Origin of the sequence: Streptomyces sp. NPDC006365 (assembly GCF_042870755.1) — a bacterium.
Taxonomy (GTDB): domain Bacteria; phylum Actinomycetota; class Actinomycetes; order Streptomycetales; family Streptomycetaceae; genus Streptomyces; species Streptomyces xiangluensis.
The window spans coordinates 615256-630830 of the sequence record NZ_JBIAHS010000002.1; the positions used below are offsets into that span (position 1 = coordinate 615256).

Below are 15575 nucleotides of genomic sequence, written 5' to 3' on the forward strand. Positions count from 1 at the left end.
GCCGGTTCGGCCGGGCCGGATGTCAGTGCCGAGTGCTTGTATTCGGTGCCATGACACCATCCGTATTCTCCGCTCCGCCCGATCGCATTCAGCGGTCGGACGTCACTGTCATGCAGCAGACCACCGTCGATGAGCTGCCCCAAATACAGCAGCTCTGGCCGTCGTTCGAGAAGCTGGTCGGGCTGCGCGGACGCAAGATGTACGCGCAGATCGACGTACGCCAGAACACCTACACGGTCTGCACGCCGGTGAAGGAGGACGACCGCCCCGCCCTTTTGGGTCTGCAGCTCGGCACCTTGCCAGGAGGCTCCTACCTGCGCGGTCGCCTTGTCGGCGACCCTCCCCAGATCTATGGGCGAATCGCCGACGGGATGGCCGAGCTGGAGGCGATGCTGCCGGCCGATGACGCCCGGCCCCTGGTCGAGTTCTACTGTCGGCACGACCGGATCGAGCTGTGGCTTCCGATCCGGTCGTGACAACAGCTCAGCCCCGCGCTCAGCGCGATTCGGTCGTCACCACGTCGGCCACCACACAACTCACGTTGTCCGGGCCGCCGGAGTTGTTCGCCGCGATGACCAAGGCGCGAACTGCCTGTTCCGGCGAGGGAATCGTGGTCAGGGTCTCCTGGATATCCGAGTCCGGGACGACCCCGGAGAGGCCGTCGGAGCAGAGGAGATAGCGGTCGCCCGGAAGCGCGTCGTGCAGCCGTACGTCCGGAGCGGTAGCCGGGCCCGCGCCCGTCAGCGCCTTGAGGAGAAGCGCGCGTTGGGGGTGCGCCATGGCCTCCTCCAGGGTGAGGCGGCCCTCGTCGATCATCGACTGGACCATCGTGTGGTCGTGGGTGATCTGGAAGAGGGAGCCGTCGCGCAGGAGGTAGGCGCGGCTGTCGCCGATGTGGACCAGAGCCAGCTGGGAGCCGGTCCAGAGCATCGCGGTGAGCGTGGTGCCGTCCTCCTTCGGGTCCTGGGTCACGTCCTGGACCGCCTGTGTCGCGCCCTGGACAGCGTCCTCCAGGAGGTTGAGGACACTGCCCGCCGGAAGCGGCTCGGCGTCGAGGAACTTGAGGGCCTCGACCGCGGCCGTACTGGCGGGGGCTCCCGCAGGGCCGAAGCCGTCCGCGACGGCCAGGACGCGGGTGCCCGCGTATGCCGTGTCCTGGTTGGCGGGGCGGACGAGGCCCGTGTCGGAGAGGGCGGCGTAACGCAGTTCCAGCATGGTGGTGTCCTTCCTCGGAACCTGTGAAAGGTGGTCGACGAGGAAGGCCGCCAGGTCACGGCGGGCCGCCGTCTCGGCTTCGACCCGCGCCCAGTACGCGCGGATCTCCGTCGCGGCGGACGCCGGTTCGAGCGCGCAGACCTCCCGTATCCGGGCCAGCGGCATCCCGAGCCGCCGCAGCCACGCCACCAGACGCGCCTGCTCCAACTGCTCCGGCGCGTAGTAGCGGTACCCGCTCTCCGGGTCCACCCGCGCGGGCCGCAGCAACTCCAGCTCGTCGTACAGCCGAAGCGCCTTCGGTGATAGTCGGCACGCCTTGGCGAACGCCCCTATCGTCAGCATTTCCATGCGACCTCCATGCGCGATCTCCATGCGCCCACCTCGCGAGCCGGGCCGGTCGTTCCTCGTCTTGCCACCGATGCTGTGGCCTCCCCAAAGGGGAAGGTCAAATGCAGGTGCCTCGGTTCCGGTCAGATTGTTAGCCTGCGGGCCGAATCGCTGGAATCGACGTATGGAATCGACGTACGGACAAGGAGTCCCCGTGACACGCAGCACCCGCATCGCACTCGTCACCTGCCGGGAGGTGCGGGAGACCGGTTACGACCGCGACCTGCCGGTGCTCGCGGGCGCGGTGGAGGAGGCCGGGGCCGAGGCGGTCGTCGTGTGCTGGGACGACCCGGACGTCGGGTGGGGTGACTTCGATCTTGCCGTCATCCGGTCCACCTGGGACTACACCTGGCGGTCCGCCGAGTTCGTGGCGTGGGCCGAGCGGTGCGGACAGGCAACGACGCTCGCCAATCCGGCCGACGTCGTGCGCTGGAACGCCGACAAGCGGTACCTGGGGGACCTGAGCGCAGCCGGGGTGCCTGTCGTCGACACGCACTTTCTCGCTCCGGGCGATCCGGTCGATCTGCCCGAGGAGCAGGAGTACGTCATCAAGCCCACCTCGGGGGCGGGGGCCCGGTTCGCCGCCCGTTACGCGCCCGGGGAACACGAGACAGCCGTACGCCATCTCGCGCGGATGCACGCGGAGGAGCTGACCGCGATCGTGCAGCCGTACGTACGGAGCATCGATACGGCGGGTGAACGGGCCCTCCAGTTCTTCGGCGGGCGTTTCCTCCATGCCATACGCAAGGGCGCCGTCCTCGAACCCGGGACTGCGTACGACGAGGACAAGGTCCCGCACCCCAACCTCCGGCCCTGGCAGCCGACCCCTGCCGAACTTGCCGTCGCCGAACGGGCGTTGGCGGCCGTACCCGGCGAACCCGAGCTGCTCTACGCGCGCGTGGACCTCGTGGACGGGGACGACGGCGAGCCCCGAGTGATGGAGCTGGAGCTGATCGAGCCGAACCTCTTCCTCTCGCTGCACACGGACTCGGTGCCGGTGGCCGCGGAGGCGATCGTCAAGGCCGCCCGCTGACGGCGACGCCCTCGCCGCCGCTCACGGCCACCCGCTGCAACAGCCCCCAGGTGAACTCCGCCACGCAGTCCCGTCGTACGCCCGACGAGTCCGGTGCCTGGAATCTCAGTCCCCACCTCGTCGGCGCGGTTCCCTCCAGCGGCCGGGCGGGAGCGAAGGCGCGGGCCGCCTCGTCCACCGTGCAGGACCAGGGGGTCAGGTCGTCGAGCGTGCGCAAGGAAGGCCCCGCCGCGCCCGGCGCCCGTACCAGCCACTCGTTCCAGACCACTCCGTTCGGGGCGAGGAGCACCTCGAAGCGGAGATCCGGCCACAGGGGTACGGGCCAGAGCCGGGCCTCGCACTCCAGGTCGCCGATCTTCCGGGTCGCCACCGCCTCCGGCTGGCCGAGGACGGAGTGGTACCGCGAGGTGGCCGAGCGGGAGCGGGGGCCACGGATCATCGCCTGCCAGCGGCGGTTGGACTCGCGCATCTCGGCGATCGAGACGCCCAGCTCATGACGGGCTTCCTCGACCAGGTCCGGATTGTGGTCGGCCATGCGGCGCAGCAGGACGAGCTGGAAGTCGAGCCGGGTGAACGGGCCGGTGGGTCGCTTCGCGGCGGGCATGCGTCCCATCCTCGCGTACGGGTCGCTCGTCGCGTACGGGTCGCTCGCCCGGGTGGCGGCCGTCGGGGAGGAACAGGACGGAGTTGACGTAGCGGACGTAGCGGTGGCCACGGAACGGCAGCACCCGGCGGAGCAGGCCCTGGGAGACGACGTGGGAGGCGCGTGCCTGGTGGGCCTCTAAGTCGAAGGAGGACAGGGGGAGCCAGGTGTCGCCGGGCAGGACCCAGCCCTCGTAGCCGTGCTGGGCCAGGTGGGAGACGACCGGGGCGATCGGCTGGATGCGGGCCTCCAGTTCGATGAACAGGGCCGGCCGGTCGCGGGTCAGCAGGGCGGTGGCGCCGCGCAGGACCGCGAGTTCGTTGCCGTCGACGTCGATCTTGACGAAGCCGACGTCGTGGAGGTCCAGGCTGTCGAGGGTGAGACAGGGGACGTCCAGGGCGCGGGCGTGGATGTCCCGGCGGATGAGTGAGGAGACGCCTCGGTCGCCCTGGTCGCCGGGCGGCAGCCAGAGCCGGGCGGTGCCCCGGCGGTCGCTGGCGGCGGCGCGGACCACCCGCACGTTGCCGGGGGTGGCGTCGGTCAGCAGGCGGGCCAGGTGCGGTACCGGCTCTACGGTCACGACGCGGCGGGCCCGGTCCGACAGACGGCGCGTCCAGGGGCCGTACCAGCCGCCGACGTCCACGGCCGTGCCGCAGTCCGGCGGGCACAGCTCGGGGAGCCGGGCCAGCTCGGGCTCGAAGCGCGGGTAGACGAGCCGGGCCGCCGCGGCGACGAGGCGCAGGGGGATGAAGGGGGCGAGGCGGGCGGCCAGGGTCATGGGGTGATCCCGGGGGTCTGGGGGGTGCTCCCAGTTATACGCAGCAGTAGCTCCTCGTGCTCGTCCTCCGTCACCTGCTCGCCGGAGGACGGGAGGAGCTGGGGTATGCCGTCGACGATCGGGTAACGGCGTTGCAGCCGTGGGTTGTAGAGGGCGTCGCCCGGCTCCTCGGGTTCCTGTACGAGGAGGTGCAAAGGCCCTTTGTCCAGCGGGCACGCCAGGATCTTCAGGAGTGGGTCGTCAGGGTTCATGGTGGGGTCAACTCTCGGGTGGAGGTGGGGCGTTCGGGCTCTGGCGCCGGTTCGGTCTCCGATGGGGAGTCGGGTTCCGAGGGTGCCGGTTCGGTCTCCGATGGGGAGTCGGGTTCCGAGGGTGCCGGTTCGGTCTCCGATGGGGAATCGGGTTCCGAGGGTGGCTGCGCCGGCTCCGATGGGGAGTCGGGTTCCGGCGGTGACTGCGCGGACTCCGAGGGTCGTTCGGAGTCCGAGAGGGGCTCGTGTTCCGGCCGTTCCGGTTCCGACGGCCGTTCCGGTTCCGACGGCGGTTCCGGCTCCGAGGGCCGGGGCTCCGGCTTCGCCGGCGGGTCGTGCTTGGGCATCGCGAGGAGTACGGAGACCGCCAGCGCCGTACCGCCGAGGCGCAGCGCGAGCCGCACCGGGTCCTCGGGAAGCGCCTCGCCGAACGCGAGCGTGCCGAGCACCGCCGTGAACAGGCAGGTCACCGTCGTACAGACCGGCACGATCAGCGAGGCCCGGCAGCGTTGCAGCGCCGCCTGCGACATGATCAGGCCGAACGCGCCGGTGAACAGCAGGATGTAGGGATACGGGGAGACCAGCAGGTCAAGTACCGCACCGCCGAGGCCGCTTGTCGTCAGGTAGCTCGACACGCCCTTGATGGCCAGCGAGCTCACCCCGTACAACAGGCCCACCGCCACGCCGTATTCGACCCCCGTGGTCGGCATACGGTGCCGACGGCGGGCACGGTGCTCGGCGGATCCGTACAGCCAGACGCCCATCGCCAGGGTCGGCAGGCAGACCAGCAGGATCATCGAGACGGGGGCGCTGCGGCTGACCGTGTCGGAGCGTTCGTTCAGCGACAGCACGACCATCAGCAGGGCGGCGAGGATGGCGCCGAGTGCGTACCGCTCGCGGCCGGAGGTCTCCTCGCCGAGGAGTACCGAGGAGAGCAGGACGAGGATGACGAGGCCGGAGACGAAGATGCCCTGGGCGGCGGCGATCGGCAGGGTGCGGTAGACGACGAGCTGGGCACCGAAGCCGCTGGCCAAAGCGAGGGAGCCGCCGATCCACAGTGGGCTGCCGAGGACGAGGCGCAGCAGCCGCGCGGGTTCGCGGACGTTCACCGAGGGCATGGCCGCCAGCGCCCGTTTCTCCAGGACGAAACCGGTGCTGTACAGAACGTTCGCCAGCAGCGCCGCGGCTACCCCCCACCACATGGGCTACGTCCTCCGTGCGTGCAGGAGCAGGATCGAGGCCATGGATGGCGCCCGGCAGGCCAGCCGGTCCAGTGGGCGCATCGGCCGCGGTACGCCGTGGAAGGGCGCCCCCCGCAGTCGTACGACCTCGAAGCCCGACGCGGCCACGAACTCCCGTAGCGCGCGGGCGGTGTAGAGCCGCAGATGGCCCACGACCTCCTGGCCGGGGCGGCCGTGGATGGCGCGCAGGCTCACCTCGGAGAAGACGGGCTGGACTCCGGCGAGGAGCAGGGCCCGGTTGTACCAGGCGGCCAGGTTCGGGGTGGAGAGCATGAGATGACCTCCGGGGCGCAGGATCCGGTGGATCTCGTCGAGGGCCGCGTCGGGGTCCACGAGGTGTTCGACGACCTCGCTGAACAGGACGGCGTCGGCGCAGCCGGATCTGAACGGCAGCCCGCCGTCGGTGAGTTCGCCGCGTACCGCGTACGGGATGTGGGTGTGCGCGCGTTTCAGGGCGTCCTGGGACCAGTCGACGCCGATGATGCGGTGGCCCGCGAGCAGCGGAGCGGCCGTCGCGGCGGCGCTGCCGTCGCCGCAGCCGATGTCGATGACGGTCCGTGCGCCGGATGTGGCCGGGCCGAGGGCTTCGGCGAGCATCCGGGCCTGGCGGAGGCTGCGGGGGGTGCCGGAGGCGACGGTGACGTCCGGGTCCTCGTAGAAGTCCCGTAGTCCGCGCGGTCGTTCGCGGCGGGGCGGGGCGGTGGTCATGAGCCGTTCCCCCTCGTGGGCTTCCCCGTTGTGGGTTTCTCCCGCGTGGGTTTCTCCCCCGGGGGCTCCTCCGCGTGTTCCGTCGCGTGCAGGTAGTGCTCGAACAGGTCGCGGAGGTGGCAGCCGTCGCCGTGGCTGAGGAGGGTGCGGGACCAGCGCAGCGCGAGGTGCAGCCGGCCCGCCGTGGCGGCTGTCGTGACGGTCAGACCGCGGGGCATACGGGCGGGGGCGGAGAACCACACCGCGTGCGCACGGCCCGCTCCCTCGCCGAAGTCGAGGGGGTACGGGACGCGGCCGATGTTGCTCAGCAGGGTCGTCGACGTCCAGGGCGCGGCGGCTCTGCGCAGGCCTCTGGTGAGCGCGGCCCGCCAGGGAACGGGGGCCCAGGGGGCGGTCAACAGGGCGGCTCCATGGCCGAGTTGGGGCCGCGGCTGGGCCTTGAGGGCACGCGTGCGGTCCGCCGTACGACGCAACAGGCCGGGCAGGTCGGAGGCGTCCAGCTCCTCGGGCGCGAACGGGACTTCGACGAGCCGGGTGCCGTTGCCGATGGGCATGTCCGTGCCGCGCGGCCGGTCGTCCACCGGCATCGTGATGCGCATGGGCCGGGGGCGGGCGCCGTGTTCCCGGTTCCAGTGGGTGAGCATCAGCGCGGTGGCCACCATGAGCTGGTCGTTCACGGTGTAGGGGGAGCCCTTGGGCCGGTGCGGCACTCTCAGCTCGGACACGAGCATGCCGTTGCCGGGAGAGGGCTCCGGGGTGCCGTGCGCGACCCGGGCGGGCGGGGTCCAGCTCGACGGGGCGTCAACTTCCGTGGGAGCGGCGCCTGTTGCACGGGTCGGAGGAGCGGCGGGGGCGTTGTCGCGGCCTCCGTAGAGCTCGGCCGCGGTGGCCAGGACCCTGAGGCAGGCGGGGCCGTCCAGGGCGGTGTGGTTGATGGTGAGGAAGAGAACGGTGCCGTCGTCCTCCGGATCGCGGACGACCTCCAGCCTGATCGGCGGGGAGGCCGACAGCGGCGGGGCGGAGGCGAGCGCCCTGTCCCGGGCGTGCTTCAGGGCGTCGCGGTCCGGCGCCGGGAACGTCACCACCTCCGCCACGTCCGGGTCGCGGGTGAGTTCCCACTCGTAGCGGCGGCGGTACCAGGGCCCCGCCGCCTCGCGCATCAGGATGCGCGGGTGGCGGTGCAGGGCCTCGGTGAACGCCGCCCTCAGCCGGGCCGCGTCCAGGTGGCCCGGCAGATGGACCTCGATGTGGACGGTCTCCGGCTCCTCCTCCTGGAGGCAGTGCCGGGCGACCTCGTCCACGACCGGGAACGGGATCCGGGCGGGCGGCCGGACGGGTCCGTCCGTGCCGTCACGCGCCGGGTGGTCCAGGGTGGTCATGTGGGTTCGCCTTCCCCCGTCTCTTTCTTGTCCCGCGTCTCTTCCTTGTCCCGCGGTTCCGTCTCCTCGGGCTGGGCCGCCTTGGACTTCGGCTTACTGAGCGGGAAGCGGACGGTCGGTGGATCGGCTATCGGCCGGTCGGACTCGGGGCCCCGCGCGGAGACGGTGGGCCCGGCCTCCTGCTTCGGCGGCGCCTCGGGCGCTGCCTCCTGCGACTCCTGAGGCGTCCGGGCCGGCGGCAGCACTCCCGGCTCACCCGGGCCCGGTGCCGGAGCCGCACCCGGACCCGCACCTTCTCCCGGCGCCGGTCCCGATGGAGACCCGGCTTCGGGCGCCCCCGACGGAGACGCTGTCCCGGGCGGACCGTACGTCTCCCCGCGCTGCCGATGCGGCAGCTGCGCCGTCGGCGCCTCCGAGCCGGGCGCGGGCGGCGGCACAGGCGGTAGAACACCGAAGCCACCGGGTCCGCCGGGCGTCGGCCCCGGAGGCACAGCACCCTGAGCCTGCGCCCCCTGAGGCTCCAGCGCAGCACCCCGCGTCGACACCAGTCCCGCGAACAGACCGATCAGCGCCAGCAGTTGGGCCGCGGCCCCGAACGTCCCCTCGTCCGCCGAGGCCGGCGTCCCCGCACCCGTGGCGGCGGCGATCCCGGCACCCGCGAGCGAGACGAACGCGATCGGCACCAGCAGCGCGTGCCGCTTCCACGCGATGAGCGCGAGCACCGGCACCAGCAGTGCGAAGAACCCGGCGATCACGGCAGCCACCAGCGTGAGCGCCACGACGCCCAGGATCAGCCCGGGGGCGGGCGGCAGCGGTGACGGCTGGTCGGTGTTGGGCGAGTTGCGCCGGTACAGGACGAGACCCGCGAGCGCGAGCACCCCGACCCCGCCGCCGATCAGCCCGGCCTCGTACGTCGTCGAGGGCTCGTACGACATCTTGATGGTGCCGCCCTCACCCGCCGGAATCCGCCAGCCCTGCTGCCAGCCGTCGAGCCGGACCGGGTCCAGCTCGTCGCCGTTCAGCGTGGCCTTCCAGCCCTCGTTGAAGTTCTCGTACGTCGTCAGATACGAGGCCGCGCCCGAGCCGACGCTCACCTCGCGGAGGTCGCCCAGCCAGTCCCGTATGTCCAGCTCACGCTCGGTCGTGGAGGGGGCCGAGACCGTGCCGCGGGTCAGCGTGACGTCCGTGACCGCCAGGGGCCCGGCGTCGCCCGCCTCGACGCGGTGTGCGCCCGAGTCGAGGGAGAGCGAGGTGTCCGCGCGGCCCTGCTGGCAGAGCGTCACCTCGATGGGCCGCCGCTCCACCAGGTCCTCGACGGTGCCGGACGCGCTGGTCTCGTACAGCTCGTCGTCGATGGCGAGCGTCGGGCCCTGGCCGCACGGCACGTCGAAGGTGCGGTCGACGTCGGGCTGCGGGGTGCGGTACTGGTCGAGCGCCGGGATGTAGGCCTCGGTAAGGCCGACCGGCAGCTGCAGATCGTCGTCGACGACCGGGTTGTGGACGGTCAGCTTCGCGGTGTCGGTGATCGTGATGTCCAGCCGGTCGGTGGTGATCGCCGGGAAGCGGACGATGCCGTTCTCGTCGACATTGGCGATCGCCGCGCCGTCCGGCGAGCTGATGTCCACCTTGGTGGGCCGGGTGGACAGACCGCCCGCGGGCGGCAGGACGATCTCGTCGACTGCCTGCTTGCCCGGCCAGCGCAGATGGATCGTGGGGTTGTCCCCGGCGATCCAGGCGGTGGTCAGATCACCGTCGGTGAGATTGCGCGGCGACAGACCGACGCCGAGGCCGGCCGTGGAGTCGGCGGTCGCGGTGATCTGGTTCTGCTGCTCGGGCGCCACCCGGTAGAGCAGTTCGTCGAGTTCGGCGCTCGGGATCGGGACCGCGCTCGCCTTCACCTCGTACGAGCCTGCCGCCTCGGAGTTCCAGCGGCGGTGCAGGCCCGCCTCCGTGCCGGTGGGGGAGAAGCCGCCCGGGTCGGAGGCCCGGTGCAGCGAGACGACCTCGGCGGCGGCCTCGGTGCGCTCGGCGTCCCTGGGGAGCCGCAGCATGCGGGTCACCTGGACGTCGGGGATGCTGATCTCGGAGAACCCGGCACCGGTGAGACCGGCATGCCGGGCAACCGAATCGACGATGGTGATCCGCAGCCAGTCCGTCTCGCCCTCAGGCGCCTTGATCCGCTGCCGCATGCCGTTGGCCTGGAGGTAGCTCGTCGCGGAGCCGTTTTCGGTTTCCACCCGGACCCGGGTGGGCGCCGACCGCACACTGTTCTGCGGCAGCGGCGTGACCCGGATCGAAGAGGGGATGTCGGTCTTCTCCGTGAAGCCGATCCGCAGCCACTCACCGTTCGCCGAATCCGAGGCGCCCTCGGCCCACGCGGTGTTCGGATTGCCGTCGAAGGCGTTCACGGGGTCGTACTGCGGCAGATAGAACATCCAGTTGCCGCTCGTCGACGCGGTCACCGAGCGGGCGCCGCGCAGCTCGGCCACCGTCTGGTGCTCGATGCCCTCCGTCGGCAGGATCTGGTGCGGCTTCTCGCCGGCGTCCTGGAAGCTGCCGGAGTGATTGCGTTCGTCGCGGGTGTATGTGTACGAGGTGTTGGCGTTGACAAGACCGAACCGGGTGTCGGCGCGCCGCAGCCCGTCACCCGTCACCTGGAGCGGGGGAGTGCCGAGCCCGGGGTGGTTGTCACCGGTCAGCACGGTGGGCCGGTCGCGCATCGCCGGATCGGCGGACATCGGCAGCAGTGCCTCGGGACCGCCGGAGACGACGGCCGTGTCGGCGACCGCCTTCAGTCCGGCCTGACCGGGCCGCTGCACGTCCTCGGCCGGCTCGTAGATCTCGACGGCGCGCTGGCGCGGATACAGACCCTCGATCTGCAGCGGGGTGTTCTCCGGAATCGTCCCGCCCGTCATCACCGGGCCGAGGCCGGTCACCCGGCGGTAGCCCGACTCCTCCAGGGTGCGCTTGACGGTCGTGGTCGGTACGTAGCCCATCTGGTCCGGGTCGAGATCGTTGCGTACCACGACGTAGTGGAGCCCGGCCCGGCTCAGGTAGTCGCCCAGGCCCGGGACTTCGCCGCCGGTCAGCAGCGCCTGTTCGACCGCGTCCATGGCGCGCCGGTTGCCCGCGGTGCCGAACGGCACATAGTCGCGCTGCGCCCAGCGGGACTCGGCGAGCACGTCGAGGGGCTGGTCGATGGAGGAGCCCCAGGTGTAGATGCCGTGCGCGGTGGCGGGGACGACGAGGGCGCGGGAGTCGGGGGAGTTCTTCTCCAGCCAGTCGGCCGTGGCCTGCCAGTACTTGGGGAGCTCCTGGAACGAACCCGGCTGCAGGATCGACCCGTTGAAGTAGGGCAGTGCGAGACCGGGCAGCACGAGGACCGCCGCGATCAGCGGGGCGAACCGCCGGCCGCGCACGGGACGGGCGCCCCGTGTCTCGGAGGCGATGCCGACCAGGTGCATCAGCCCGAAGACCAGCGCGAGAGCGAGGCCGACCTGGAACTTGTAGATGTTGCGGAAGGGAGCGAGGCCGCCGTCCAGCCAGCCCTGGAAGGTCTCGTGGAAGGGCGCGCCGAACGAACCGGCGTACCCGGCAAGGGTGATGAGCGCGACCGACAGCACCACCAGGACCAGCCAGCGCCGTTCGGGCAGGTCGCGGCGGGCGAGCCCGGCGAGACCGAGGCCGGCCGCGAGGGCCGAGCAGACGATCACGACGACCGAGGAGGCGACGGTCCAGCCGGCGGGCAGCCAGGCCTCGCCGAAGTTCAGATAGGCGACCCAGTTACCGGCGCCGCGCAGCATCTCCGTGGCCGACATGGTGGCCGTGGTGGTCTGCGAACTCTCGATGTACGGAAGGAAGTTCTCGCCGTAGATGCCGAGCAGCAGCAGCGGGATCACCCACCAGGCCGTCGCCAGGATCACTCCCGGCACCCACCAGGCGATCAGCTTGCGCTGCCTCGGGCCACGGGGCCGGGAGAGGAGATACAGGCCAACGGGCAGGAGGGCGGCCAGAGTTGTCGCCGCGTTGACACCACCCATGAAGGGGATGAGCAGCGCCGAGCGCAGGGCGGCGATCCGCGCGCTGTAGCGCTCGTTCGTCAGCGGCAGCAGCACCCACGGCAGCATCGCGCCCGGCAGCGCCGCCGCCGAGGTAGAGCCGACGACGATGGTGAACACCGGCCACAGCGCGTACACCACCGCGCCAAGCAGCCGGGAGGGGCGGTTGCCGATGCCGAGCCGTTCGGCCAGCCGCAACGCACCCCAGAAGGCGATGCTCACGACGAGCGACAGCCAAAGGCGCTCGGCCAGCCAGACCGGGATGCCCAGCAGGTCGGTCAGCGCGTAGTACGGCAGCATCGGGAAGGCGTAACCGATGTACTGGTCGGCGATACCGCCGAAGCCGCCGCGGTCGTGCCAGAGCTGACCGAGATCGGCCATGAACTGCCAGGGGTCGACCGTCACTCCGAGCTTGGTCTCGAAGGTCTGCCGGCCCGGGTCCACGGCCAGGAACAGCACGAACACCACGGCCCAGAACCCCAGAAGCCACCGTCGTGACCTCGGCCCCTCAGGGGGGTCGGGCACAGGAGGGAGGGGACGTGTCGGCGCCGGGGGAGGAGCCGACTGGACCGTACTGGTCATGGATACCGCCGGAGTATGAGGAGGAGATTCCAGGTGGCGAACTCGCGCAGCCCCGGCGCCTTCGCGACGGTTTCCGCGAGGAACGGCCAGTAGCGGGAGCGCGCCGAGACGACCGTGACGTCGTCCCGCTCGCGCACCTGCCTGAGGGTGGTTCCGATATGTACGGCGAAGAGGTTCTCGCCGAGAGTGTGCTTGGCGTCCTTGCCGGTACGCCGCTGGTAGCGGGCGCGGGCCCGCTCGGCACCGAAGTAGTGCCAGGGCGCCCACTCGTGGCCGCCCCAGGGGGACAGCCAGTTGGTGAACGACACGTAGATGAGTCCGCCGGGCTTGGTGACGCGGACCATCTCACTGATGAAGGTCTGCGGGTCGGCCACATGCTCGAGGACGTTGGAGGAGAAGCAGACGTCGGCGACACCGTCCGCCAGTGGCAGCAGATAGCCGTCCGCGACGACCGCGCCCTGGGGCGGCTTCTCGCCGAGTTCTTGTACGTCCGGCTCGAAGAGGTAGGCGTGCGCACCGCGCCGCTGGAACTCCTCGGTGAAATAGCCGCCCCCGCCGCCCACGTCCACGACGGTCCGGCCGTTGACCGGACCGTCGTACGTCTCGACCTGGTCGACGGCGTCGCGGGCGAGCAGCGAGTAGCAGGCCTCCGGGTCTTCTTGTTCATGGAGGAAGGCGCGGAAGAGGGCGACGGAACGGCGCAGCGAGGGGTCCTTCAGACCCGTCCCCGTACGTCTGCCTTTGCCCGTGCCTCTGCCGGAACCCGTGGAAGTGCTCATGGCTGGTAGTTCCTCACCGCCTCCGCCGCCACCGCGCGGAACTGCCGCACGGTCTGGTGCCAGCGGTACTGGGCGGCACGCTCACGGGCCGCCTTGCCCATCAGGGTGCGCCGCTCGGCGGACAGCGCGAGGGTGCACCAGGCCGCCGCGAACGACGACTCGCCGCGGGCAAGGAGCCCGGTCTCGCCGTCCACGATGGAGTCCCGCAGACCGGGTACTTCGAAGGAGATGGCCGGAGTCTCCCGGGCGGCCGCCTCGGTGACCACCAGACCCCAGCCCTCGACGGCCGAGGGGTGCAGCAGCAGCCAGGAGGCGCAGAGCAGCCGGTGCTTCTCGGCTTCGGAGACATGGCCCTTGAACTCCACGCCGGGGCCGGCGAGTTGCTCCAGGCGCCGGCGTTCGGGCCCGTCGCCGACGATCACCAGACGGCCGCCGGTGATCGGGCGGACCCGCTCCCACAGCCGCAGCAGCAGATCGATGCGCTTGTACTCGACGAGCCGTCCCATCGCGAGGAACAGCGGCTCCGGGGAGCGCTCGGACCGTGGGCCCGGCTCCTCGACGCCGTTGTGGACGACCCGTATGCGCTCACGCTCGACGCCGATGTCGCGCAGCGCGTGCGCCGTCGACGGGGAGACAGCGACCAGCAGATTCTTGCGCTGGGCGCCCGCGAGCGCCCAGTGCTCAAGTCTTCGGCCGAGCCGGGCGGCGGGCGCGAGCGGACCGCCGAACCGCATCTTCCACAGATCGGTGTGTACATGGTTGACCAGGCACAGGGTCGGTCCGCGATGCCACAACGGCGCCAGGTACGGCATCCCGTTGCAGACCTCGACCAGCAGATCGCAGTCGCCGACCTGGCGCTGGAACGCCGAGCGGACCTTCAGATAGTGGCCGAGGTCGCCCCCGGCCGACACGACTCGGTAGTCGCGGTGCGCGGCCGGCCCCCCGCACAGCAGGGTGACCTGATGGCCGAGATGGGTCAGGCCCTCGGCGAGCTTGTCGACGAGGAGTTCGGAGCCGCCCGCCGCCGCGTTGCCGAAGTCACGGCGGGCGAGGAAGACGATACGGCGCGGCTGCGGGGGATGCGCCGGGGGTCGCTGCGCGGTGCGGGGGAAAGCAGCGCGCAACGACGAAGGCACGTGCTGGGGCATAGGTGCTCCAACTCGTCTCGGGGTGCGGAACCAGCGTGGGGGGTACGGCAAGTGCGGCGTTTTCGGCAAGCTCACGCGGTGCGGATGTGTGGTGGTTGTGGAACCGGCTGTGGCGATGGTGTGGGCAGGCTGTGTTTGGGTGGGGGTGGATAGTTTTCGCCCACCGGTTCGATGCTGCTACTCACCCAGGTGACAAATTCCGGCCTTTATCCAGCTGACGTCTCATCACATTGTGAGCGGCTGCTGGGATGACTCGGACGTTTCGGGATTCGGACGCCCGCGTACCACCAAAACGACCCCCACGATGGCGAGCAGGCCGCCCGCCACGCCCGCCCCGATGGGCAACGTCTGCCCCACCATGCGCAGTTGGCGGCTGTCGGCCTTGGCGAGTTCCACCTGCTTCTTCTGCGTGTCCGTGGTGAAGGCGATGCGCTTGGCGTCCAGCAGAACCGCGGCGTCCTCGTCGGAGCCCGGCGCCCGCAGCGTCTGACGGATCCCCGTCGCGGCGAAGATGATCCGGCCCGTGGCCTGGTCCACGACCAGCTCGAGACCGTGGTTGGCGTACCACTCCTCGGCGAGCACCTGGCTGCGCTCCGGCTGGTCCACGAGGGTGCCCGGCACCATCCGGGTGCCGTTCTTGGCGGGCGCCACCTTCGCGGTGAACTGCATGCCCTCGTAGCCCTGGATCTTCTTCTTGCCCTGGTACTCCATGGTGATCGTTGAGCCGAGGGTGCCGTCCCACCAGCGGTAATCGCGCTTCTGCACGTCGAAGGGGAACTTCAGATACGCCTCACCCTCGAAGTACGGCTCCTCCTGGCAGCAGTGGACCGGCCGGTTCGTCTTGCGGTCGGTCACCCAGCGCTCCGTCGTCCAGAGCAGCGCGTCATGCGGGTCGGCCGCCGGCAGCGACTTCTCGGTGTCCAGGGTCGTCGACACGTCCCAGACCGCCCGGCCGCTCTTCTCGCTGTCGGCGACATCGCCGCGGACCTGCCGGGTGATCGTGATCTTTTTGTTGTGAACGGTTTCGATCTCGTCCGTGTCGAAATAGCTGCCCGTGCCGGTGAACACGGTCTTGGTGTCGATGTCGATCGGATTCTGCTTAGCACGTGGCTCGACGTACCAGGCGAGCAGAGGGGCCAGGACGAGCAGAAACACGCCCAGACCCAGGATGATCAGGGAAAACGGTGAGGCGGTGCGGCGCATCCGGGCACTCCAGAGGCTTGTGGTGACACGGCACAGGGATGTGCGGACACAGTGGTGGGAGGGTGCACAAGCGGTATGGGCCGGGAACCGTAGGCGCACCCTTGACGAAGTGTCAATGCATTGTCGAGACTGTCCCCTGCCGGAAGGGGCCGGCTGGGGCGTATGAATGG

The 15575-nt window shown here is 70.7% G+C and carries 12 protein-coding genes and 1 pseudogene; 2 read left to right on the forward strand and 11 right to left on the reverse strand.

Annotated elements, in window-relative coordinates; genetic code table 11:
• Positions 1 to 50: 50 nt before the first annotated feature.
• Positions 51 to 476, forward strand: a complete 426-nt coding sequence (locus ACFYO0_RS07885; protein WP_388672289.1) for a GyrI-like domain-containing protein — start codon at positions 51 to 53, stop codon at positions 474 to 476.
• A 19-nt stretch (positions 477 to 495) separates the two neighbouring features.
• Here the strand turns inward: ACFYO0_RS07885 and ACFYO0_RS07890 are convergent, their stop codons facing one another.
• On the reverse strand, positions 496 to 1563 hold the full coding sequence (locus ACFYO0_RS07890) for a MerR family transcriptional regulator (RefSeq protein ID WP_388672292.1): 1068 nt from the start codon (positions 1561 to 1563) through the stop codon (positions 496 to 498).
• 163 nt (positions 1564 to 1726) lie between these two features.
• On the opposite strand from ACFYO0_RS07890, the gene ACFYO0_RS07895 reads away from it, so the two are divergent.
• Complete coding sequence (locus ACFYO0_RS07895) at positions 1727 to 2635, forward strand: RimK family alpha-L-glutamate ligase (RefSeq protein ID WP_388672295.1); 909 nt, start codon at positions 1727 to 1729, stop codon at positions 2633 to 2635.
• Here the strand turns inward: ACFYO0_RS07895 and ACFYO0_RS07900 are convergent.
• The 10 genes and pseudogenes from ACFYO0_RS07900 to ACFYO0_RS07945 all read right to left on the reverse strand — a co-directional run bounded on the left by ACFYO0_RS07900 (position 2619) and on the right by ACFYO0_RS07945 (position 15405).
• Positions 2619 to 3239 carry a hypothetical protein gene (locus tag ACFYO0_RS07900; RefSeq protein ID WP_388672298.1) on the reverse strand — a complete coding sequence of 207 codons (621 nt, stop codon included), beginning with the start codon at positions 3237 to 3239 and terminating at the stop codon, positions 2619 to 2621. The two genes, ACFYO0_RS07895 and ACFYO0_RS07900, sit on opposite strands and share 17 nt — an antisense overlap.
• Complete coding sequence (locus ACFYO0_RS07905; RefSeq protein ID WP_388672301.1) at positions 3127 to 4056, reverse strand: FkbM family methyltransferase; 930 nt, start codon at positions 4054 to 4056, stop codon at positions 3127 to 3129. The genes ACFYO0_RS07900 and ACFYO0_RS07905 overlap by 113 nt, the downstream gene beginning before the upstream one ends.
• Positions 4053 to 4307 carry a Trm112 family protein gene (locus ACFYO0_RS07910; protein WP_388672304.1) on the reverse strand — a complete coding sequence of 85 codons (255 nt, stop codon included), beginning with the start codon at positions 4305 to 4307 and terminating at the stop codon, positions 4053 to 4055. The genes ACFYO0_RS07905 and ACFYO0_RS07910 overlap by 4 nt, the downstream gene beginning before the upstream one ends.
• A gap of 287 nt (positions 4308 to 4594) precedes the next feature.
• A pseudogene (locus ACFYO0_RS07915) lies at positions 4595 to 5509 on the reverse strand (hypothetical protein); the annotation flags it as partial.
• A 3-nt stretch (positions 5510 to 5512) separates the two neighbouring features.
• The gene (locus tag ACFYO0_RS07920; protein ID WP_388672307.1) at positions 5513 to 6256 is read right to left on the reverse strand and encodes a methyltransferase domain-containing protein; all 744 of its coding nucleotides are present in this window, start codon (positions 6254 to 6256) and stop codon (positions 5513 to 5515) included.
• Positions 6253 to 7635 carry a condensation protein gene (locus tag ACFYO0_RS07925; RefSeq protein ID WP_388672310.1) on the reverse strand — a complete coding sequence of 461 codons (1383 nt, stop codon included), beginning with the start codon at positions 7633 to 7635 and terminating at the stop codon, positions 6253 to 6255. The genes ACFYO0_RS07920 and ACFYO0_RS07925 overlap by 4 nt, the downstream gene beginning before the upstream one ends.
• A complete protein-coding gene (locus ACFYO0_RS07930) occupies positions 7632 to 12275 on the reverse strand; it encodes an alpha-(1->3)-arabinofuranosyltransferase (protein WP_388672313.1) in 4644 nt (1547 codons plus the stop codon). The genes ACFYO0_RS07925 and ACFYO0_RS07930 overlap by 4 nt, the downstream gene beginning before the upstream one ends.
• Positions 12272 to 13054 carry a class I SAM-dependent methyltransferase gene (locus ACFYO0_RS07935; protein WP_388672316.1) on the reverse strand — a complete coding sequence of 261 codons (783 nt, stop codon included), beginning with the start codon at positions 13052 to 13054 and terminating at the stop codon, positions 12272 to 12274. Before ACFYO0_RS07935 ends, ACFYO0_RS07930 begins: the two co-directional genes overlap by 4 nt.
• Positions 13051 to 14202, reverse strand: a complete 1152-nt coding sequence (locus ACFYO0_RS07940) for a glycosyltransferase family 4 protein (protein WP_388672319.1) — start codon at positions 14200 to 14202, stop codon at positions 13051 to 13053. The genes ACFYO0_RS07935 and ACFYO0_RS07940 overlap by 4 nt, the downstream gene beginning before the upstream one ends.
• A gap of 225 nt (positions 14203 to 14427) precedes the next feature.
• Entirely contained in the window at positions 14428 to 15405 is a 978-nt protein-coding gene (locus tag ACFYO0_RS07945) for a DUF3068 domain-containing protein (RefSeq protein WP_388672322.1), read from the reverse strand.
• Between the last annotated feature and the right edge of the window lie 170 nt (positions 15406 to 15575).